Source organism: Microbacterium salsuginis, assembly GCF_012524205.1.
GTDB classification, from domain to species: Bacteria; Actinomycetota; Actinomycetes; order Actinomycetales; family Microbacteriaceae; genus Microbacterium; species Microbacterium salsuginis.
This window is the reverse complement of sequence record NZ_JABACI010000004.1, coordinates 333,008-354,875: the sequence shown is the minus strand read 5'-3', so window position 1 is coordinate 354,875 and position 21,868 is coordinate 333,008. Positions and strand designations below refer to the sequence as shown.

Annotated in this window: 17 protein-coding genes; 9 read left to right on the top strand and 8 right to left on the bottom strand. The window is 69.1% G+C overall.

What is annotated here, in order from left to right; all coding sequences use genetic code 11:
- Positions 1 to 3: 3 nt before the first annotated feature.
- From yidC to HF576_RS13425, 5 genes are all read left to right on the top strand, one after another.
- The gene (gene yidC / locus HF576_RS13445) at positions 4 to 1,140 is read left to right on the top strand and encodes a membrane protein insertase YidC (protein WP_168913315.1); all 1,137 of its coding nucleotides are present in this window, start codon (positions 4 to 6) and stop codon (positions 1,138 to 1,140) included.
- A 42-nt stretch (positions 1,141 to 1,182) separates the two neighbouring features.
- Complete coding sequence (locus HF576_RS13440; protein WP_168913314.1) at positions 1,183 to 1,701, top strand: Jag family protein; 519 nt, start codon at positions 1,183 to 1,185, stop codon at positions 1,699 to 1,701.
- 22 nt (positions 1,702 to 1,723) lie between these two features.
- On the top strand, positions 1,724 to 2,347 hold the full coding sequence (gene rsmG / locus HF576_RS13435) for a 16S rRNA (guanine(527)-N(7))-methyltransferase RsmG (RefSeq protein WP_168913313.1): 624 nt from the start codon (positions 1,724 to 1,726) through the stop codon (positions 2,345 to 2,347).
- A 4,371-nt stretch (positions 2,348 to 6,718) separates the two neighbouring features.
- Complete coding sequence (locus tag HF576_RS13430) at positions 6,719 to 7,642, top strand: AAA family ATPase (RefSeq protein WP_168913803.1); 924 nt, start codon at positions 6,719 to 6,721, stop codon at positions 7,640 to 7,642.
- Positions 7,642 to 8,619 carry a ParB/RepB/Spo0J family partition protein gene (locus tag HF576_RS13425; RefSeq protein WP_168913312.1) on the top strand — a complete coding sequence of 326 codons (978 nt, stop codon included), beginning with the start codon at positions 7,642 to 7,644 and terminating at the stop codon, positions 8,617 to 8,619. The genes HF576_RS13430 and HF576_RS13425 overlap by 1 nt, the downstream gene beginning before the upstream one ends.
- 39 nt (positions 8,620 to 8,658) lie before the next feature.
- Here the strand turns inward: HF576_RS13425 and HF576_RS13420 are convergent, their stop codons facing one another.
- The gene (locus HF576_RS13420; protein ID WP_168913311.1) at positions 8,659 to 9,912 is read right to left on the bottom strand and encodes an RNA polymerase sigma factor; all 1,254 of its coding nucleotides are present in this window, start codon (positions 9,910 to 9,912) and stop codon (positions 8,659 to 8,661) included.
- Between the two features lie 60 nt (positions 9,913 to 9,972).
- On the opposite strand from HF576_RS13420, the gene HF576_RS13415 reads away from it, so the two are divergent.
- A complete protein-coding gene (locus HF576_RS13415) occupies positions 9,973 to 10,317 on the top strand; it encodes a tryptophan synthase subunit alpha (protein WP_425523004.1) in 345 nt (114 codons plus the stop codon).
- Positions 10,318 to 10,409: 92 nt separating this feature from the next.
- On the opposite strand, the gene trxA is transcribed toward HF576_RS13415, so the two are convergent.
- The 4 genes from trxA to HF576_RS13395 all read right to left on the bottom strand — a co-directional run bounded on the left by trxA (position 10,410) and on the right by HF576_RS13395 (position 15,710).
- Positions 10,410 to 10,733: a thioredoxin gene (trxA, locus tag HF576_RS13410; protein ID WP_168913310.1), complete on the bottom strand. Its 324-nt coding sequence runs from the start codon at positions 10,731 to 10,733 to the stop codon at positions 10,410 to 10,412.
- A 72-nt stretch (positions 10,734 to 10,805) separates the two neighbouring features.
- Positions 10,806 to 11,822 (bottom strand): thioredoxin-disulfide reductase, encoded by a 1,017-nt coding sequence (gene trxB, locus HF576_RS13405; RefSeq protein WP_168913309.1) that lies wholly within the window; start codon positions 11,820 to 11,822, stop codon positions 10,806 to 10,808.
- Positions 11,823 to 11,922: 100 nt separating this feature from the next.
- On the bottom strand, positions 11,923 to 13,542 hold the full coding sequence (murJ, locus tag HF576_RS13400; RefSeq protein ID WP_168913308.1) for a murein biosynthesis integral membrane protein MurJ: 1,620 nt from the start codon (positions 13,540 to 13,542) through the stop codon (positions 11,923 to 11,925).
- Positions 13,539 to 15,710: a DUF6049 family protein gene (locus HF576_RS13395; protein WP_205835242.1), complete on the bottom strand. Its 2,172-nt coding sequence runs from the start codon at positions 15,708 to 15,710 to the stop codon at positions 13,539 to 13,541. The genes murJ and HF576_RS13395 overlap by 4 nt, the downstream gene beginning before the upstream one ends.
- Before the next feature lie 116 nt (positions 15,711 to 15,826).
- Between HF576_RS13395 and HF576_RS13390 the strand changes: the two genes are divergently transcribed.
- Together HF576_RS13390 and HF576_RS13385 are read left to right on the top strand one after the other, a co-directional pair.
- On the top strand, positions 15,827 to 17,452 hold the full coding sequence (locus HF576_RS13390; protein ID WP_168913307.1) for a DUF7059 domain-containing protein: 1,626 nt from the start codon (positions 15,827 to 15,829) through the stop codon (positions 17,450 to 17,452).
- 38 nt (positions 17,453 to 17,490) lie between these two features.
- Positions 17,491 to 18,918, top strand: coding sequence for a CCA tRNA nucleotidyltransferase (locus tag HF576_RS13385; protein WP_168913306.1), 1,428 nt, complete (start codon positions 17,491 to 17,493; stop codon positions 18,916 to 18,918).
- A 67-nt stretch (positions 18,919 to 18,985) separates the two neighbouring features.
- Here HF576_RS13385 and HF576_RS13380 read toward each other — a convergent pair whose 3' ends face one another.
- Complete coding sequence (locus HF576_RS13380; RefSeq protein ID WP_168913305.1) at positions 18,986 to 19,642, bottom strand: FMN-dependent NADH-azoreductase; 657 nt, start codon at positions 19,640 to 19,642, stop codon at positions 18,986 to 18,988.
- 79 nt (positions 19,643 to 19,721) lie between these two features.
- Here HF576_RS13380 and HF576_RS13375 point away from each other — a divergent pair, with 79 nt between their 5' ends.
- Complete coding sequence (locus tag HF576_RS13375) at positions 19,722 to 20,066, top strand: winged helix-turn-helix transcriptional regulator (protein ID WP_168913304.1); 345 nt, start codon at positions 19,722 to 19,724, stop codon at positions 20,064 to 20,066.
- A 92-nt stretch (positions 20,067 to 20,158) separates the two neighbouring features.
- Here the strand turns inward: HF576_RS13375 and HF576_RS13370 are convergent, their stop codons facing one another.
- Together HF576_RS13370 and HF576_RS13365 are read right to left on the bottom strand one after the other, a co-directional pair.
- Positions 20,159 to 21,193 (bottom strand): NAD(P)-dependent alcohol dehydrogenase, encoded by a 1,035-nt coding sequence (locus HF576_RS13370; RefSeq protein WP_168913303.1) that lies wholly within the window; start codon positions 21,191 to 21,193, stop codon positions 20,159 to 20,161.
- Positions 21,194 to 21,294: 101 nt separating this feature from the next.
- Positions 21,295 to 21,783, bottom strand: coding sequence for an FBP domain-containing protein (locus HF576_RS13365; protein WP_168913302.1), 489 nt, complete (start codon positions 21,781 to 21,783; stop codon positions 21,295 to 21,297).
- Between the last annotated feature and the right edge of the window lie 85 nt (positions 21,784 to 21,868).

Genomic DNA, 21,868 nt, shown 5'->3' with positions numbered 1-21,868 from the left:
CGCATGGATCTCTTGCTGGCTTCCACGCCCTCCCCGACGCCGCCGCCGGCGGGTGGATTCGACCTCATCGGTACGATCCTCTGGCCCCTGAAGTGGCTCGTCGAGGCAGTGCTCGTCTTCTGGCACTGGCTCTTCACCACGATCGGCCTCCCGCCTGCCGACGGCATCACGTGGGTGCTCGCGATCGTCGGCCTCGTGATCGTCGTGCGGTCGGCGATGATCCCCCTCTTCGTGCGGCAGATCAAGAGCCAGCGGAAGATGATGGAAATCGCTCCTGAACTGCGAAAAGTTCAGGAGAAGTACCGCGGCAAGAAGGATCAGCTCTCGCGTGAGGCGATGAGCCGCGAGACGATGGCGCTGTACAAGAAGCACGGCACGACGCCGGTGTCGAGCTGCCTGCCGCTCCTCGTTCAGATGCCCGTCTTCTTCGCGCTGTTCAGCGTGCTCAACGATGTGACGCGACACGCGGTGGCGGGGATCGGCGGCGTCGGCCTGCTCAACCCGGAGCTGACGCAGGAGTTCTACAACGCGAAGCTGTTCGGCGTCGCGTCGCTGCACGAGACGCTCATCCAGGCGTTCGAGACGAGCAACACCGCCGCGATCGTCATCCTGCTGACGCTCGTCGTGCTGATGATCGCCTCGCAGTTCTTCACCCAGCTGCAGATCATCTCGAAGAACCTCTCCCCCGAGGCCAAGACCGGCCAGGCGTACCAGATGCAGAAGATCATGCTGTACGTCCTGCCCTTCGCGTTCGTCTTCTCGGGTGTCTTCTTCCCGCTCGGTGTGGTCATCTACTGGTTCGTGTCGAACCTGTGGACGATGGGTCAGCAGTTCCTCGTGATCCGCGAGATGCCGACGCCCGGCTCGGATGCCGCGAAGGCTCGCGAAGAGCGCCTCGCTCGCAAGGGCAAGGCGATCGACGCACAGGGCAAGGTCGTGCCGCTGGAGAAGTACCAGGCCGAGCAGCAGCGCCTCTTCGAAGAGGCCGAGCGCGCCCGTGCCGCGACTCCGAAGCGCCAGCAGCCTGTGGGCAAGCAGCGCGCGAAGAAGCAGGCCCAGAAGCAGGCACCGAAATCCGGGGGCCCGAGCTCGAAGGATGCGAGCCCTGGATCGACCGGCGCCCCTGGCTCGGCATCCTGAATCCCTTCCTCTTCTCTCCCAACTCACCTCGAGGATGACTCCATGAGCACGTCGCCCGACTACTCCTCCGTCGACACGTCTGTCGACCGCGCACCCGCCACCGTCGAGCAGCTCGAGGAGGAAGGCGACGTCGCGGCCGACTTCATCGAGGGGCTGCTCGACATCGCCGACATCGACGGAGACCTCGATCTCGATGTACGGGCCGGTCGCGCCTACGTTTCGGTGCAGGCGCCGGAGGGCGGGTCGGTGTCGCTGATCGCCGACCCCGACACCGTGCAGGCGCTGCAGGAGCTCACGCGGATCGCGGTGCAGAATCGCACAGGCCGGTTCTCACGCCTGATCCTCGACGTCGGTGGCTCGCGCGACACGCGCCAGCGTCAGCTCGAGCAGCTGGTGGGCCGGGCCATCGATCGACTCGAGGGGGGCGCATCCCAGGCTTCCCTCCCTGCGATGTCGAGCTACGAGCGCAAGCTCGTGCACGACATCGTCGCCGAGCGCGGCTTCGTCTCGGAGTCCTACGGCGATGGCGCTGACCGGCACACAGTGATTCGCCGGGCTTGATCACGTTTCACGTGAAACATCCATGATCGAGATCGAGCAGGAACCCGCAGCAGCTGTAGCGATCTTCGGCGACCGCATCGACGTAGCCCGACGATTCGCCGACGCGCTCGGCAAGCACGGCGAGGAACGTGGACTCATCGGTCCCCTCGAACCACCTCGCCTGTGGTCGCGGCACATTCTGAACAGCGCTGTCATCGCGCCCTTGTTCTCGGGCCGTGTCGGCGATGTGGGTTCGGGTGCCGGTCTGCCGGGGCTGGTCTTGGCGATCGCGCGTCCGGACGTGGACTGGGTGCTCATCGAGCCCATGGAGCGCCGTGTTGCGTGGCTCTCGGAGCAGGTCGAGTCGCTCGAGCTCGCGAACGTCGAGGTGCTTCGAGCACGCGCCGAGGACTGGAAGCGCGGCCCGGTGCTCGATGCCGTGACGGCCCGCGCCGTCAGCGCGCTGCGGACACTCGTGCCCATCACCGCTCCCCTGGTGCGTGATGGCGGTGAGTTGATCCTCCTCAAGGGCGCGACCGCGGCGAACGAGATCGAGGGCGCGGAGAAGCAGCTTCGCAAGTTCAAGGTCACGAACGCCCGCGTCGAGGTGGTCGGTGAGGGACTTCTCGCCGAGCCATCGCGCGTGATCCGCGCGACGGTCCGCTGACCGTCGGTCGACCGCAACTTCGCGCGAGAGTTGGTTGGTGGTAGGCAGGCGCCGCGGCTCGGTGCGTGCGAGTCGATGTCGGGTGCCGGCTCCGCTCCGCTTCGCTGAGGACGTCTCAGCGGCGAGGTCCGTTTCACGTGAAACGCCACGTGCGCGAAGTGCAGCACGGGGTCGAACGTTGAGTTCGTAACGGTCGATCGGTCGATTGGCGGTCGGTACCGTGCTGGTTCCTGACGTTCATCGTTGTTCACGACGCTCGCGCGGGCAACCTCGATGTTGACACCGTGCCGGCCCCGGCTCACTTCCGTCAGGCGCGTACGCCACGTCCGACGGCTCGAGTCTTGACGTCGTTGGAGATGCCTGGTGCTCGGCTTGGGCGCCACCAAAGAGCGGAGGCGTTACGCGGGCTCCGGCAGCAGGTCGGGCTGGGCTGTGGTTCTCGCGTTTGTCGGCAACTGCTATCGGCTCCCCTGAATCGGGGACTGTTACGGCTAGATGCTCCGCGGCCCATCAGGTAACGTGCGCTCCATCGGCGCAGCACGCAAACACCGCTCTACTGACCGGCCAGCGATCTCGAAAGCGCGCTGCGATGAGCGATGCGCGGACGAGCCGGACGCAGGCTCGCGCTCCTCTGCACGCTCTCCAGTGCCAGGAGAACTGGCCGTCTCGACGTTTCACGTGAAACATCGGATGGCGACCAAGTTTGGATCTGTCGCTTCGACGCCCTCGCCGCTGGCCAGGGGATCGGCAGAGAGAAGTGAAGTGCGACTCGCCGCGCTCTCTCACGAGGACAACGGCCCAAACCATAGCCCGAGATCGCGCGGACGTGGAGTCGGACTGAGCGAGTCAGAGCAGCCGGTCCCAGTCGGCAATCGTCCACGAGTTTGGGGAGGTCGACGTGCTCCACCAGGCCTGTATGGCGTTGGTTCACGGACGGCGTGAGGTCCGTGGCTGTCACCCTCGGGCCGCATTTGTCTGTTGCAGTGCCCGGGGCGCGGTGCGCCCATCGGCGGAGGCGCCACGGACGCGCCACCTCCATTGACCGACCAGCGATCCCGAGAGCGCTGCGATGAGCGCTGCGCAGGCGAGCCGGCCGCGGGTGTGGCGCTCGTGTGCATGCTTTCCCGCGACAGGACGCTGGCCGACTTGACGTTTCACGTGAAACATCGGGGCCACGTCGATTGGATCTGTCGCTTGACGCCGGCCAGTCCGTCACGGGTCGGCGAGCGGCTGAGAGAAGTGAAGTGCGACGCGGCATGAAGCCGCGCTCGAGGCAATCGGCCCAGACCAGAGGTCGATGGCTGGCGGCGACCGGGTGGTTGTGGACCCGCCAATCGTGTAGCGCGCCCAGCCGGTCTTAGCCAGCAAATTGCTCCACGAGTCTGAGGAGCTCGACCAGCGCCCCTCAGGCCTGTACGGCTTGGGTTCATGATCGCGTGCGGTCCGTGGCTGCCGCACCCGGGGCGCGAGGCCGCCCCCGAGTCGCTTCGTTCTGTCGGAGATCGATGGGGCGGGCGTATGAATATGGCAGTGAGGGCGCAGTGGTGTCGATCACACCGCACGCGTCAACGGACGGGCCGCTTGGCTCGTGCGCTCCGGCGCCTCTCCGAGGGCCAGTTGAGAGCGGGCGTCCTCGGGAGACACGGCGCGTCCCGATAGTCTCACGTGAAACATGAGCCGACCGCGTGCCCAACGTGACTACGACAGCCGAGCTGGAAGCGGCTATGAAGAGGACCCACCAAAGGCGGATCCACCGGGACCCGACCGGTCGCCACGGACATCGAGCCGTGACTGCGACCGATCCGTGAGACTGAGCCCTCGCGCTCGCCGCGGTCTCGCCGACGTCGCATTCGACCCCTTGCCTGGTAGGTCGTTGCATTTTGCCCATGGTCACGTGATCGACGGGATGGTTCCTGCCCGTCACGCTTGGTTCTGACGCGACCTGCTATCGCCTCACGACGCAGAAGCGGTCGCTAGTTCCATCACTCCCCTTCATGCTCGTTGCCGACGTCAGACTTGGTGTTCCCCCCGAGTGACTCACGAGCCTGCCAGCGCTACGCTTCTGTCGGAGCTCGACAGTGACGACCCAGCCGACGAGATGGGCCGAACCAGCTTGCAGAGGTCATACTGACGCCCGTAGGCGCTGATTCCCGATGCTCGTTGAACGCTTCCCACTGCTGCCCGCCGTGGGCGTCATGTTTCACGTGAAACACGAGCCCTATCGGCTCACGCCCGATCGGCCGGCGAGTTGCCCGCATGGCCGGGTCTTGCCCCGCCATGGAGGTGACCCACAAGGGGCGACGCGCTCGGATGGCATGGTCATTGCACGTTGAGCCAGGCCGGCTCGTAGACGCAGGTCGATGTTTCACGTGAAACAAGCGATGTCTCGCGATGAACGCATCCTGACGCGCGACGGGCGTCCAGGCGTCTAGCCTGCCGATCGAGTAGCGACGAACGAGCGTATCGAGAGCCGCTTCGCGAGATGTGTTCGGACATCGCAGCTTCTCGAGTGGGCTGCAGTCGTCCATGGGCGTCCTCCCTGTGGCATGCAGGACTCCTCCACAACCCCCACTCCGTCGCACACGTTCACAGTTCCGCCCCGAAGACACATCGGCCGCGTTGGTCGTGCGGAGGATCGGACCTGCACTGCCTGCACAACCTTGAATTCGCGGACGGCTCTCTGCGTGGGGGCACTCCTGATCTTGAGCACCGACTCGCACAACACAACGACGGCGAAGGGGCCAACGACAGATCTCGCCTCCCTCTTCGTGCCGTCTATGGCGAGACGTTTGCAAGAATCGACGACGCGTGTCTCCGCGAGGGGCAGGCGAAGCGGTGGGAATGCGCGAAGCGCTTGGCGCTCATCAACGTAAGCCGGAGCAGCTGTCGCCGCCCAGCAACAGGCAGCGCGGGCCGCGGTGAGCGAGAGCGCTCGAATGTTTCACGTGAAACAAGCGAACAGCGGAGCCGCGGAATCTGCGGTGAGCGTGAGCGAGCTCTCCGTGTCAGGTCTCAATACGCTCGTTCCTCGTTACTTGACCGACCAGGGATCGCCGGCCATCGGGTCCTGTGGGGTTCGGTACGCGCGTTCGTCGCCATTCGACCGGCGGGTCACCGGGGCCCGCGGGGGTCCCGGCGGGGCAGTTTGGGCCGGGGTTGTGGGGTCTCGATACGCTCGTTGCTAGCTACTCGACCGGCAGGGTACTGGCGGGCCTTTGGGTCCTGCGGGGTCTCCGTACGCGATTGTCGGTACTCGAGCTGCCGGGGGCTGCGGGGTATGGGGTTATGGGTGTCTCGCCACGCTCGTTCGTCGCCCCCCGACTGGCGGGGATGTCGGGTATCGCGTTGTGGGGGCGGTACGCCGGTTCCTCACTCCCCGACTTGACCAAGGTTGTCAGGTGTGGGGGTTCTGTGGGGGTCGTGGGTACGCCCTTCCTCAGTGTTCGACCTGCGGGACTTGCGTGCCACAGCGGTCCTGCGTGGGTCTCGGCACGCCCTCTCCCCAGTCCTCGACCGACGGGGACTCTCCGGGCCATCGGTGCCCGGCCGGGTCTCGACACGCTCGCTACTCGTCAGCCGCCCGGCTCATATCGGCGGAAGAGTGGCGGTTCGCTGGAGGGCGGCGGGTTGGCGCCGTCGGAGGGGTGGGGCACTGTTGACTGGAGGTCGCGGAAGTCCCGCCCAAACAGTAAGGAACGCATGAGTAACTGGCTCCGACGGCTGGGGATGGGGGGAAGGCGGGATAGGGTGGAAGGCGATGTTGAGCGGCTCGCACAAAGGGGAGAGTTTCACGTGAAACAACCCGACGAGACCGAGGCTCAGGCATCCCTCTCGTCCGACGAGCAGCCGATCTCACCGGCGCCGGAGACTCCCGAAGTGCCCGCGGACGACTCGTCCGAAGCCCCTCAGAACGAGACGCCTGGCGAGCAGGATCCCCGTGAAGAGAGGGCTTCGGGCCTTGAATCGGACGAGCTGGCGGGCCCGGGTCCGGATGATGGCGCACCGGAAGTCACCGCCCTCGACGCCGTCGGGCAGGACGGATCGACAGAGGCCGCCACCGCCTCACCGCAGGGTGGCACCGAGCCGCCCGCTGAGCTGACACAGGCGATCACGGAACAACCGGACGCCGATGTCCCGTCCGACACCGACACCGAGCCAGAGTCCCAGATCGATGCCGCCCAGGCACCCACCGATCAGCCTCAGCCGGCGTCCGGCACCGAGGTTGCACCTGACCCCGAGCCGGCACCCGAGCCGGCACCCGAGCCCGAGCCGGGTCTGGACGACACATCCGGCGACGCCGGTGACGAAGCCGCCACGCAAGAGGAATCTGCCACGCAAGAAGAAGCCGCCACGCAAGAAGAGGAATCCCCCATTGCGCAGCACGACGGCGCCACCGCGGCGGAGGCCGAGGACGACTCCCCGATCGCCCGGGAACTCGCCGACCTGACCGCACGCCGCAAAGCTCTCGACGCGGCCGAGGTACAGCTGACCGGCCGCACCCGGGTGCTGACGGTCTCGAACCAGAAGGGTGGCGTCGGCAAGACCACGACCACCGTCAACCTCGCCGCTGCCCTGGCGGAGCGCGGTGCTCGCGTGCTCGTGATCGATCTGGATCCGCAGGGCAACGCGTCGACGGCGCTCGGCGTCCCGCACACCTCCGACATTCCGAGCGTGTATGACGTGCTCATCGACGAGTTCCCGCTCGCCGACATCATCCAGGTGAGCCCGGAGTCCCCCAACCTGCTGTGCGCACCGAGCACCATTCACCTCGCCGGGGCCGAGATCGAGCTGGTGTCGCAGGTCGCACGCGAGCACCGGCTGCGCGTCGCGGTCGACGAGTACCTCGCGAACCACGAAGGGCAGCTCGACTTCATCCTGATCGACTGCCCCCCATCGCTCGGGCTGCTGACGATCAACGCCTTCACGGCGGCGACGGAGCTGCTGATCCCGATTCAATGCGAGTATTACGCACTCGAGGGCCTGAGCCAGCTGCTCGGCACGGTCCGGATGATCCAGAAGCACCTGAACCCGCGACTGGAGCTCTCCACGATCATGCTGACGATGTACGACGGGCGCACGCGCCTCGCGCAGCAGGTCGCCGATGAGGTCCGTGAGCACTTCCCCAAGGAGGTGCTCGAGACGATCATCCCGCGTTCGGTCCGCGTCTCCGAGGCGCCGAGTTTCGGTCAGTCCGTTCTGGCCTACGATGGACAGTCGGCCGGAGCCATCGCATACCGCGAAGCGGCTGTTGAGATGATCCGGCGCGACAGCGCCTCGAGCGAAAGGGGCATCTGATGGCAGCGAAGCGCACCGGACTGGGCCGCGGAATCGGCGCACTGATTCCGACCAACGAGCAGGTCGACGATCGGCCCTCGGACGTCTTCTTCCCCCGGTCCGTCGCGGTGGACGAGGCCCCGCCGGCCGACGACGCGCCCGCGGACTCGCAGGAGAACCTCGTCGCCGTCCCGGGCGCGCACCTGGCACACATCGATCCGCATGAGATCGTGCCGAACCCGCGCCAGCCGAGGACGCACTTCGACCAGCAGCACTTCGCCGAGCTGGTGCACAGCGTCCGCGAGTTCGGGGTCCTGCAGCCCGTCGTCGTGCGGACCAACGAAGACGGCAAGTACGAGCTCATCATGGGCGAGCGGCGCACCCGCGCCGCCCGCGAGGCAGGGCTGACGTCGATCCCCGCGATCGTGCGTGACACGGCCGATGAGCATCTCCTCCGCGACGCCCTGCTCGAGAACCTCCACCGATCGGAGCTGAACCCGCTCGAAGAGGCCTCGGCGTACCAGCAGCTGCTCGAGGACTTCGGCATCACGCAGGAAGAGCTCGCGACGCGGATCGGCCGTTCGCGTCCTCAGATCAGCAACACGATCCGCCTGCTCAAGCTGCCGGTGCCGGTGCAGCAGCGCGTGGCCGCTGGCGTGCTCAGCGCCGGGCACGCGCGTGCGATCCTGTCTCTCGAGGACGCCACCGCGATGCAGCGTCTCGCCGACAAGATCGTGAACGAGGACCTCTCGGTTCGTGCGGCGGAGGCCGCCGCCAAGATGCCGGATGCCGGCGGCACCCGCGCCGCCAAACCGCAGGCCGGATCGCGTCGGGCCCACCTCGACGAGGTCGCCGAGAAGCTCGGTGATCGCCTCAACACTCGTGTCCGCATCTCGCTCACGGCACGTAAAGGCCAGATCAACATCGATTTCGCGACAATTCAGGATCTCAACCGCATCCTCGAGGAGATCGGCGAGACCGGCTTTGGCTCGGACTGATCGCGGAGCCCGAACCGCTCCCGGAGAGGGGTTCCGGCGCTACGGGCGAAGCGTGGCCGCTCGTCGGCGCAGCAGCGAGGCTTCCGCGTCGTTTCCCGGCAGGTCGGCCGCTTCCAGATACGCCGTCGCTGCGGCATCCGCTCTCCCGAGGCGTTCCAGCAGTTCGGCGCGGACCGCTTGCCACGGGCGGAACCCGGCGAGGTCCGGTGCGAGTCCGTCCACCATCGACAACGCCTCGGCCGGCCCTTCCACCATCGAGACGGCAACGGCGCGGTTGAGTCGCACGACCGCTGACGGCGCCAGGGCCTCGAGCGCGTCATACAGGGCGAGAATCCTCGGCCAGTCGGTGGCGGCGTAGGTGGGCGCGACCGCGTGGCACTCGGCGATCGCCGCCTGCAGGCCGTAGTACCCCAGCCCGGACCCGGCGCCGGCAGCGCGCCGCAGCGCTTCACTGCCGCGTTCGATCGCTGCCCGGTCCCAGCGCACGCGGTCCTGTTGTTCCAGGGTCAGAGGCAGCCCCTCCGAGCTGTGACGGGTGGCGAACCGAGAGGTCTGGAACTCCATCAGGGCGATGAGCGAGCCGACTTCGGGTTCGCCCGGCATGAGCCCGTGCACCAGCCCGGCGAGGCGGATCGCCTCGCGCGCGACGTCCGGGCGGATCGGGTGATCGCCGGCGGCCGCGGAGTATCCCTCGGTGAAGAGCAGGTAGATCACCTGCAGCACGCTGGACAGTCTCTCCGGCCGTTCGCTGCGGTCGGGGACTTCGAACGGCACGCCGGCAGCGCCGAGCGTGCGCTTGGCGCGCACGATCCGCTGCTGGACGGTCGCCACAGTCATGAGCAGAACGCGGGCGACCTGCTCGGTGGTCATGCCTGCGACGGTGCGCAGTGTGAGGGCCAATCGCGCTTCCGGTGCGAGGACGGGATGGCACGCGACGAACACGAGACGCAAGACGTCGTCGTCGATGCGGTCCGGGTCGGCGAGCGAGGGAACCGGGTCTGTCCTCTCCGCCTCGCGCAGCTCGCTGACGAAGAGCGGTTCGCGCTGCGCGAGCCGCTCGCGGCGACGCCAGCCGTCGATGGCGCGCCGCTTGGCCACGGTCATGAGCCACGCGCCCGCGTTGTCGGGGATGCCCGCGTGGGGCCACGCGGCGAGGGCTTCCACGAGCGCCTCCTGGGCGAGATCCTCGGCCCACGCGAAATCGCCGGTGTGACGGGTGAGAGCGGCGACGATCCGGGCGGACTCGTCGCGCCACACCGCCTCGACGGCGCGGCGCGAGGGTTCGTCGCTCATGATCTCAGCGTAAGGCGCGCGATGACCCGCACCCGCGCCCGAGGGCCTTACCCTGGATTGGTGGCGAACGACGAGCAGACCAGGCGCCCCCGCGCCAGTCTCGAACTGCTTCGCGCCGAGGCGGCCGATGAACTGTCGGTACTCGTGACGGAGCGCCTGCGAGCCGGCGAAGACCCGTGGGACTTCATGGAGGACCTGCCGAGTGTCGATGAGCTCGTGGTGTTCATGCTGCGCGCCGAGAACATCGCCGAGAACGGCGGTGCACGCCCGAACGCGTCCCGTCACTACCGGGTGCTGCGGCAGATCGCGCTCGACTACCCGCCGCTCACTCGGGCCGTATGGCGGCTGCTGGGCGACGCCAATACGCACCGTCGCTGGGATGCCAACGTGCGCGCAGAGGCGTGACCGGATGCCGCAATCGGCATGAAACGCGAAAGCCCCGGCCATCAGCACTTTCTCTCAGAGAAAGCACCCGATGCCGGGGCGACGCGGACGGATTACGCGATATAGGACGCGAGATCCTGCTCGAGGGCGAACTTCGGCTTGGCGCCGATGATGGTCGTCTCGACCTGGCCCTTGTTGAAGACCTTCATCGCCGGGATCGACGTGATCTGGTACTTCATGGCGAGGTCGGGGTTCTCGTCGACGTTCAGCTTGAGCACGGTGATCTTGTCGGGGTGCTCGGCCTGGATCTGGTCGAGGATCGGCGAGACCATGCGACACGGTCCGCACCATTCAGCCCAGAAGTCCACCAGCACGGGTCCGTCGGCCTGGATCACGTCCTGCTCGAACGTGGCGGATGTGGTCGCCTTGGCGGTCATGTATTCGTCTCCTTCGGTGGGAAGCCTGCTTCTTGGCGAAACGCTGCGGCGGCCCGCATTGTTCCGGACGCGCTACGCGGCGTTGACCTTGGCGGTCTCCGCGCGCGCCTCGTCAGCGCCCGGGAGCCCGTCGATCTCGGCGACGTCGGGGGCGGGTGCGCCCGCCTCGCCGAGCGCGGCGAGGTAGTGCTCGACATCGAGCGCGGCGACCGTGCCGCTGCCGGCGGCGGTGACGGCCTGACGGTATGTCGGGTCGATCACGTCGCCCGCGGCGAAGACGCCGGGCAGCGAGGTGCGTGACGAGCGACCGTCGACCCAGACCGTGCCCTCGGGCGTGAGGTCGAGCTTGCCGTGGACGAGGTGCGTGCGCGGGTCGTTGCCGATCGCGACGAACACGCCGTCGAGCGCCAGCTCCGAACGGGTGCCGTCGACCGTGGACTCGAGCACCACGCCGGTGACGGCGTCATCGCCGATGATGTCGACGACGGCGCTGTTCCACACGAACTCGATCTTGTCGTTCTTGAACGCGCGGTCCTGCATGATCTTGGACGCGCGCAGCTCGTCGCGACGGTGGATGATGTACACCTTCGACGCGAACTTGGTGAGGAAGGTCGCCTCCTCCATCGCGGAGTCGCCACCGCCGACGACGGCGATGACCTTCTCACGGAAGAAGAACCCGTCGCACGTGGCGCAGTACGACACTCCGCGGCCAGAAAGGCGCGCTTCGCCGTCGATGCCGATCTTGCGCGGTGCCGAGCCGGTGGCGAAGACGATGGAGTCGGCTTCGTGGGTGCCGCCGCTGCCGAGCGTGATCTTCTTGACCGGTCCCGCGACGTCGAGATCGACGACGTCGTCGTAGAGGACTTCGGCGCCGAAGCGCTCTGCCTGCTCCTGCATCTTGGTCATGAGATCCGGCCCTTGGATGCCCTCCGGGAAGCCCGGGAAGTTCTCCACGTCGGTCGTGTTCATGAGCTCACCGCCGGCCTCGACCGAGCTGGCGACCACGAGGGGATTCAGATTCGCGCGTGCCGCATAGATGGCGGCGGTGTAGCCCGCCGGCCCCGACCCGATGATGATGACCTGACGCACGAGCGCCCCTTTCGCATGGTTCGTGTGCTTCAACACATCGTAACCGCGGACCATTCCATCGGTCCGCGGCGCTTCCACGAGGTGAGAAACAGATGCCCGGCTAGGCTCCCCGCCCGCCGGGCAGCATCCGCCGCACCAGCTGCATCGCCACGGACAGCTCGGGCGTGCGCAGCAGCGCCAGGAACCCGGCGTACACGGCGAGGGCGACGAGCCCGATGATGGCGGCGCCGACCGCGCCGAGCAGTGGCCCGGACGTGGTCCAGCCCTCGCTGCCGCCCAGCAGCAGGAACGTCAGCCATCCGGCGCCGGCCGCGGGCACGCCGGCGATCGCGAATCGCCCGAGCGCCAGCATCCATGATCCGACTCCGATATCGCCGCGCAGGCGGCGCAGCAGCCAGGTGGCGACGATCACCTGGACGACGGTGGCGAACGACTGGCCGAGGGCGACGGCGGCAGCGAGCTGGCCGGGAGGAAGGATGCCGGCATCCAGCGCCCATTCCGCTCCCCACGCCGTGGCGACCACCAGTGCGCACTGCAGCAGCGTGAAGAAGAACGGCGTGCGGGTGTCGTCGTAGACGTAGAACGTGCGCTGCACGACGAACAGCACCGCGAGCGGCACCAGGCTGATGAGGTAGCAGAGCAGCACTCCGGCCGCCGCCACCGCTTCGGACGCACTGTTGGTGAAGATACGCGATGCCGGCACGGCCGCGACGGCGAGGGCGGCGGTGGCGGCCACGACGAAGATCCCGAGCGTGCGGATGCTGCGCCCGATGTCGCCGCGGACCTCGTCGTCGCGGCCCGCTGCGGCGTGCTCGCTGAGCCGGGTGAAGTAGGGGGTGCCGATCGACAGCACGATGATCGAGTACGGGAGCATGAACAGCAGCCACGCGTTCTGCGAGGCGAAGAAGCCGGGGTCGCCCTCGGCGATGTTCGAGAGTGCCTGCGACTGCACGAGTCCGGCGAGCTGCCCGGCGACGACCATGAGGAACGTCCAGCCGGCGAGCCGTCCGATCTGGCCGAGGCCGACGCCCCGCCACCGGAAGTCCGGGCGCACGTGCAGCCCTGTCCGCCGCCAGAAGGCGAACAGGATGCCGGCCTGCACGACGATCCCCAGCGTGGCCGTGCCGGCGAGCACTGCGATCATCTCCGACGTCCACGCGGTGTCGGCCGTGCCGGAGCCGAACAGCCAGATGAAGATCAGGAAGCCGGCGATCGAGACGAGGTTGTTGACGATCGGCGCCCAGGTGTACGGCCCGTAGACGCGCCGCGCGTTGAGCGACTCGCCGACGAGGGCGAACAGACCGTAGAAGAGGATCTGCGGCAGGCACCAGTAGGCGAACGCCGTCGCCAGCGCCTGGAGCTCCGGCGGATACTCGGGCGCGTACAGCGCCACGAGCCATGGGGCCGCGAGCGTCGCGAGCACCGTCGTGACCAGCAGCACCACCGTGCCGAGGGTGAAGAGCTTGGAGACGAACGCGCGGCCGCCGTCATCATGGGCGGCCGCTTTGACGATCTGCGGCACCACGACGGCGCTCAGCAGGCCCGTGGAGATGACCGCGTAGATGTTGTTGGGCAGCTGGTTCGCGACGGCGAACGCGTTGCCGGCGCCGGCGAACGCCCCGACCGCCGACACCAGCACGATGGTGCGGAGAAAGCCGGTGAGCCGCGAGACGACCGTGCCGGCGCCGATCAGGACGCTCGCTCGTCCGATCCCGCTCAACGTTGCGGCTCCTCGTCGCCGCGCCGCCGGCGCCGGCGAACCCGCAGCACCGTGCGCACCACGCCGATGACGAGCAGCCCGCCCACGATCACCGCGAGCACCGCGATGCCCGCGGCCTCCCACTCGGCCCACACGTTGACCTCGACGGTCTGCGGCGGGCCGATCGCGACGAACGCGGGGCTGCGCAGCTGCAGCGCGAGCGTGACCTCACCGCGCCCGACGCGCGCCTGCACGGGCACTTCGACGCGCGTGTTGCTCTGGGGCGTGGCCACGACGGGAGTCTCGCTCTGCACGTCGAGCCGCAGGTTGTCGGGGGTCGTGTACAGCACGAGGTTGACCGGGTACTCCAGGTCGTTCCGCACCCAGAACCGCAGCGACGCGCTCGCACCGTACAGGTCGCCCGCGCTGGCGGGCAGCAGTGCGACCGAGCCGAGAGTCTCGGTCGTGGCGGCGTGGTGCTCGGCCAAGGCGGTCGGCCACTGGGGTTCGGCGACCCACTCGACGCCGAGCAGCTGAAGGATCTCGGCGCGCTCGGGCCCGGTGAGCATCGCCGGGTCGTCGAGGATCGTCGCGAACCGCGACAGCTCGCTCTCCCGCGTGAGGAGAGCGGATGCCGCAGCCGCACGCTCCGCCTGCGGCTCGATGTCGCGCAGCTCGACGCCGCTCGGCTCGCCGCCCATGACGGCGGTCAGCGATCTCGGCACGACGCCCGGTGCCGTGGCCGCCGTCGCGATCGCGGTGCTCAAGCCCACACGGTCGCGGTCTGCGCTGCGTCCCAGCGAGACCAGCAGCGGGCCATCGGTCTCGGCCGTCGCGAACGCGAGGAAGGCGGTCGCGGCGGTGAGGGACGCCCCGCGCAGCCACGACTTCTCGCGGACGGAGGCCTCCTGGAGCTGCTGCGAGATGTCGGCGTCGAACACCAGCACATCGGATTCTCCCGCGCGGCCGTGCGCGGGAACCGTGCGACCGTCGGCGCCTGCCGTGGTCGAGCTCGACGGGATGACGGTCAGCCCCGCGCGGTCGTCCGATGTGAGGCGGCTGAGTGCGGCGATGACGTCGGACGTCGCCGTCCCGTCAGCGGGCCAGTACACGCCCTCGCGCGTGGCATCGCCGATCGAGAGCAGCTGCGCCAGATCCGGAACGGGGGGCTGCTCCGTCTCGGTCTCGGGGGTGGGCGTCGGGGTCGGGGATGGCGTGGGGCTCGGTGCGGGGTCGGGGGTGGCGAAGTTCGCGGGGTCGACGTAGGCGGTCAGGGAGGTCGGCGACAGCGGCTTGGTGAGACCGGCCTGCAACTGGGCCGTGACGTCGGCATCGCCGAACTGCAGCGCGAAGCGCGAGTTGGGCAGTGCCTCGAGCCGGTCGAGCCACTCGACGGCCGAGACCGGTGCCGACGAGCCGAGCACGCGGATCGAGGCGGGGATCGCCGGGTCGATCGCGAGGATCGCCGCCGTGCCGTCGACGCCGTCGAGCTGACCGGTGAGGCCGCCGCCGGGGCCGGTCAGTACTTCGAGCTCGTCGGCGGTCAGGAGTCCGTCGGTGAGCGTGCCGGCCGTGATCGGCACGACCACGCCGACGCCGACCTCCCGGCCGTCGTCGGCCGGCACGATCATCGCGCTCGTCGCGGTGACCACGCCGGACTCCGTCGCGTATGACGCCGCGAGCGGATACACGCCGGGCGCGCGGCCGGCGAGCGCCGGTGCGTCGGCCGCGAGCCCCACGCTCGTGACCTCCTCGGACCGCGGAGCCACCGGCTCCAGCGCGGCGGACGCGACCGGGTCGACGGCGACGCCGTCGGTCTGGCCGTCGAGCCACTCGGTCAGCGACTGACGATCGGGCAGTGGTGCCGGGCCCAGCGACAGGGTCACCTCGGCGGCCGGGAGCGCGGCATCCGTCCCGTTCTGCAGGGTGATCGAGGCTGTGAGCGACTGGCCGGGCCGCACGATGCCGTTGGCGACGGGGGCCAGCGTGAACACCGTCGTGCCCGGGGCCACGGGGGGCGTCGCGGTGGGGGTCGGAGTCGGGTCCGGCGAAGGCGATGCCACCGCCGCGGGGAGCGCGAGGGGAGCGAGCAACGCCACCAGGGCGACCGCACTCGCGGCGATGCCCGCGATGAGGCGCGGCGCCCGGGGCCGGGCGCGGCGCCGGGCGGGGCTTCCCGGTGTGGTCACGATCATCCTGTCGGGGGGTTCGCTCCTGTGCGATGGCCTGACCGCACGATCGAGTGCGATTCTACGGTCCGACGCTCCGAGCCCCCCGAACATCACCGGCGCGGTTGAATGGTCCCGTGCTCCCCGAACCGGATCCGGCCCTGTGCCGAGCGCTCGCCGCCGACCTCCGAGACGCCGGATTCTCGGCCGAGTCCGTCCGCACCGCGTGGGGCGACGCCGCCGACGACGCGATCGCGCGGGGCCTGCGCTCACCGGCCGATCGCGCCCTGGGATCGCGCGATGACCCGCTGGCCGTGCTGTGCAGGCTTTTCGTGCTCGGGATGCCGCAGGCCGAGGCATCCGTCGACGGCTCTCTCGCGCGTACCCTCGCCGCCGGCCTGGCCGACCTCGGGCTCGCCGACGTCACCGGCGGCATCGTGCGTCCCCTCGCAGTGATACGGCCGCAGTCCTTCACGGTCCCCACGCCCCCTCCACTCGCCGTCCCCGCTGCCCCTCCACTCCCCGCTGCCCCTCCACTCGCCGCAGGCGCGTCGAGCGGAGCCTCCGGGCTCGTCGGCCCGACGCACGGCTCCGGCCAGTGGTGGATCGCGAGCGACCTCGACGAAGCCGCTCTCGGCGGCCCGCTCGCCGAGGACCACGTGCTCGGAGTCGGGGGCGCGTCGCTCACGCTCGCGGGGCTGCACCTGCCCACGCCGGCCACGCGCGTGCTGGACGTCGGCGCAGGGTGCGGCATCCAGGCCCTGCGCGCCCGCGCGTACGCCGACCACGTCATCGCCACCGACATCTCGGCCCGGGCGCTCGCCTTCACGAGGCTCAACTCACTGCTGAACGACGTCGACGGCATCGATGTGCGACTGGGCAGCCTCTTCGAGCCGGTCACCGGCGAGCTGTTCGATCGCATCGTGTCGAACCCGCCGTTCGTGATCACGCCACGGGTCGCCGATGTGCCGGCGTACGAGTACCGGGACGGCGGGATGGTGGGTGACGCGGTGGTCGCGGCCTTCGTCACGGGGGTCGGGGCTCAGCTGATGCCGGGCGGGGTCGCGCAGCTGCTCGGCAACTGGGAGACACGCGACGGTGTCGCGGGCCTGGATCGCGTACGCGATTGGGTCGCCGCCTCGCCGGTGCCGCTGGACGCCTGGGTCGTCGAGCGGGAGAGCCTCGACCCGCTGTCGTACGCCGAGCTGTGGGTGCGCGACGGCGGCACGCAGGCCGGAACGCCCGGATTCGCACGGCTCGTCGACGTGTGGCTCGACGACTTCGGCTCGCGCGATGTCACTGAGGTCGGCTTCGGCTACGTGCTGCTGCGCCGTCCGGTCTCGGGCGTGCCGACCCTCGCGCGGTACGAACGGCTGTCGGGATCTACGTCCGGCGGCGACGGCCTCGGCGCACACCTGGCCGATGCGCTCGCCGCCCACGACCGGCTCGACGGTCTGGACGACGACGGCGTCGCGGCATCCGTTCTCATCGTCGCGTCCGACGTCACCGAGAACCGCCACCACCTGCCCGGAGCCGAGGATCCCACCGTGATCGAGCTGCGGCAGGGCGGGGGGTTCGGCCGGGCGCTGGCCGTCGACCCCGGACTGGCGGCCCTGGTCGGAGCATGCGACGGCGACCTGCCCGTCGGCGTCCTCATCGATGCGATCGCACAGCTGCTCGAGGTGGACGCCGCCGCCCTGCGCGCCGACCTGATCCCGCGCGTGCGGGAGCTGCTGTTCACCGGGTTCCTCCGCTTCTCCTGACCGGCAGCCCGTCGGCGCCGCTCGGTAGGCTGGAGTCCATGCTCAACATGGCCGAGGGCGTCGCGCGCCTCGGCGCGCTCGCCGAGTCACCCGTCGTCGACGCACTCGCCCGCGCGTTCGCCGATGCCGGCTTCGACCTGGCGATCGTCGGCGGACCGGTGCGCGACGCGCTGCTGGGGCGCACCACGAACGACCTCGATTTCACCACCGACGCACGTCCCGACGACATCCTGCGGATCGTCAAACCCATCTCGACCGCACAGTGGGACATCGGCCGGGCCTTCGGCACGATCGGTGCCCGCATCCGCGGCGAGCAGGTCGAGATCACGACCTACCGGGCCGACAGCTACGACGGCGTGACGCGCAAGCCCACCGTCGAGTTCGGCGACACCATCGGGGGCGACCTGGTGCGCCGCGACTTCACGGTCAACGCGATGGCGCTGCGTGTGCCCGCGCGCACCCTGGTCGACCCGACCGGCGGTGTGGAGGACCTCGTCCGCACGACGCTGCGCACGCCCGCCGATCCGGCGGTCAGCTTCGGCGACGACCCGCTGCGCATGCTGCGCGCAGCGCGGTTCGCGTCACAGCTCGCCTTCGACGTCGACCAGGCGACGGTCGAGGCGATGGCCGAACTGCGCGCGACGCTCGAGATCGTGAGCCCCGAGCGGATCCAGGCCGAGCTGGTCAAGCTCCTCGCGACCGACGACCCGGTGCGAGGCATCCGCCTGCTCGTCGAGACCGGGCTGATGCGCGAGTTCCTTCCCGAGGTCCCCGCGCTGCAGCTCGAGATCGACGAGCACCACCACCACAAGGACGTGTACGAGCACTCCCTGACCGTGGTGCGCCAGGCCATCGATCTTGAGAAGGAACGGAATCCGGATGCCGCTCCCGATGTCGCGCTGAGGCTCGCGGCGCTGCTGCACGACATCGGCAAGCCCGCGACGCGGCGGCTCGAGCCCGGTGGCGGCGTGACGTTCTACCACCACGACATCAAGGGCGCGCGGATGGCGCGCAAGCGCCTGCAGGCGCTGCGCTTCGACTCCGACACGATCGGCTCCGTGACCCGCCTGATCGAGCTGCACCTGCGGTTCTTCGGATACTCCGAGGGAGCCTGGACAGACTCGGCCGTGCGCCGCTACGTGCGCGATGCCGGAGCCGAGCTCGAGCGCCTGCACATCCTCACCCGCGCCGATGTCACGACCCGCAACGCCAAGAAGGCCGGGCGGCTGGCACGCGCGTACGACGACATTGAGCGCCGGATCGCCGAGCTCGCCGCGCAGGAGGAGCTCAACGCGATGCGTCCCGAGCTCGACGGCAACCGCATCCAGGAGGTGCTGGGCATCGGTCCGGGTCGCGAGGTCGGTGAGGCGTACCGGTTCCTGCTCGATCTGCGCCTGGATGAGGGCGTCATCGGGGCGGATGCCGCCGAGGAGCGCCTGCGGGAATGGTGGGCCGCGCGCTCGTGAGCGCCCGACGCGGCGTCCGTCCGCGACGTGCACGGACCGGATACCGCGCCGGGCGGCCCCTGACCTGTCAGGCGACCTGCGCGCGGCGGGCTTCGGCCAGCTCGCGACCCGAACGCACCGCCGCCGATTCCGCCGTGCGCTTGAGCTCCGCGGCCGGTTCGATGAAGGCGTCCAGCGCGGGATTCACCCCGACGAGGGTGAAGGGTCGGTGCACGACGCGGAGGTCGAGTCCCCACACGTCCTGAAGCACGCGACGCAGCCACCCGGTGGAATGGTCCCAACCCTCCTTGGGCGATCCCTCGGCGTAGTTCCCGCCGAGTACGGTGACGAGGGTCGCCGGCTTGCCGTTCAGGGCGGTGCCCTGTGGATCGATCCGCGGGTCGGTGTAGGCCAGGTCGAACCAGGTCTTGAAGTGCTGCGAGACGCCGTAGTTGTACAGCGGGACGGTGAAGAGGAGTGCGTCGGCGCCGGTCAGCTCGTCGGCGAAGATCCGCGCCAATCCGATCGCGTTGCGCTGGGCCTCGGATCGCTCCTCCTCCGGGAGGAAGCCGCCCTGTACGGCATCGGGCCACGCGGTGGCGGGCACCGGGTCTGCCGCGAGGTCGCGGCGCAGCACGGTCGAGGTCGGGTGCGCTGCCGCCCACTCGGTCTCGACGAGGTCGCCGAGTTCGCGGCTGGCGGACGACGCGGGAAGGATGCTCGCGTCGAGGCGGAAGAGGGTCATCAAATCTCCAGTCATATTCGCGTAGTCGCTAAGAAAAGAAGAGCGACTAGCGCGAGACTAGCACGACTACAATGAGGGGATGGCGGACGAAGAGCGGGCGGGACCCGAATGCGACGAAGCGGTCGCGCTCGCCTTCTCGGTCCTCGGCAAGCGCTGGAACGGCATGATCATCGACGCGCTCAGCGGTGGCCTGCTGTCGTTCGTGACGTTGCGCCGCACGGTCTCCGGCATCAGTGATGCAGTGCTGTCCGACCGTCTCACCGAGCTGGCGGCAGCCCAGCTCGTGACGCGGAACGTGGATCCCGGACCACCCGTGGCCGTCACGTACGCCCTCACGACCGCGGGCGAGCGCCTGGTGCCGGTGCTTCGAGACCTCGGTCGCTGGGCTGAGGAGAACCTCACCGCGGCTGTCGTCCGCACCTGAGGCTCGCGCGTCGCAGCGACGCGCGAGCGACTCAGACGTCTCGGCGCGGACCCGTCTCGGCATGGCGCTAAGGTGCCGGACGACGGGGGCGCCTAGGGCACGACGACCGCCCTGCCCCGGACATCGCCATGGTGCAGCCTGTCGTATGCCTCGACGGCGTCGTCGATGCCGTACCGCTCGACGTGCACGCTCACCGCCCCGACGCGTGCGAGGTCGAGGACTTCCCTGAGCTCGCTGCGAGAGCCCCAGTACGGTGCCCGCACCGCGGCCCCCATGGGCGTCTGGAAGAACCCGGCCGACATCACGCCACCCCCGATTCCCACGATGTGCACGAAGCCGTCGACGGCCACCACGGCCTTGGACAGGTCGACGGTGGGCTGCACTCCGGCGAAGTCGAACACGGTCTGAGCCCCGAGCACGTCGGTGAGCTCGCGAATGCGATCGGCGGCCCCCGCGTCCGACACGACGGTGTGATGTGCACCGACCTCGGACGCGAGTGCGAGTTTCTCTTCGCTGACGTCGACCGCGATCACCTTCGCGGCGCTGATCGCGCGGATGATCTGGATGCCGACGTGCCCGAGTCCGCCCACTCCGATCACCACGGCTGTCGAACCCGGATAGAGCTTGTGCTCGACGGCTTTGATCGCGTGGTACGGCGTGAGTCCGGCATCTGTCAACGAGACGGTCTCGACGGGATCGAGGTCCCCGAGGGGCACGAGATGCCGTCGATCGTCGACGACGACGTACTCTGCCATCGCTCCCGGCGCGCCGAGTCCCGGAGGCGCGATGCCGAGATCGGCGGCGTACGGACAGTAGTTCTCACGGCCCTCCGAGCACGCGTGACACTGGCCGCAGCCCCACGGTCCGTAGATCGCGTACGCCTCGCCCAGGGCGACGCCCTCGACGCCTGCTCCCAGCTTGTCGACGACGCCTGCCCCTTCGTGACCGAGTGTGAGGGGCAGTCCGTAGGTGTACTGCTCCTCGGGCAGGTCCATCAGGAACCAGTCCGAGTGACACAGTCCTGCCGCCGTCACTCGCAAGCGGATCTGCCCCGGACCAGGCTCGGGCGCGTCGATCTCGACGACCTCGGGTCCCGCCCCGATCTTCCGGTATTGCACAGCTTTCATGGCGCGCTCCTTCTGTTCGAAGCCACGCTCTCTATGGCTGGGGTGCAGCACAAGCCCCTTGCGCCCGTGGTCGCTGAGCCCGCGCCCGGCGACCGATTCCGTCAGCGACTGTCGCGGATGTCTCGTGCGAACCCGTCGGCGTGCGCGCGCAGCGCCTCGATCCGACGCTGCCGTGCTGCCTCGACGTCGAACCCGAGGTAGGCGGGCGGCATCGGCCGGCGCACGTTCACCGAGCACTCGAACCGCTCGCACAGCAGCGTCCCCACGGTGTCGCCGTTGCGACCGGCCTGTCCTCCGCGCTTGGCGCTGAAGAAGACGACGTCGTTGGGCAGCGTGACGTCCTCGCACCAGGAGCACTGCGCACGTGTGCGCACGCGCTGCTCGGTCTGGCGCAGCAGGATGCCGACCGGCTCGTCGTCGACGGCGATGACGATGAAGCCTGCCAGCGGCTGCTTCGGGTCGCGCCAGCCGAGGTAGTCGAGGTTCTCCCAGCCCACCTCGGCGAGATCGGGCAGGACGATGGACTTGCGCTCGCGCAGCGAGGCGTTGACGAAGGACGCGCGGATGTCCTTCTCGGTGAATGCGTGCATGATTCCTTGCTTCACAAAGGGCTCGCCACGGCGGGCGAGAGATCGGATGCCGCGAACCGGCGGTCCGCGGAGGGCTCAGCGGCGT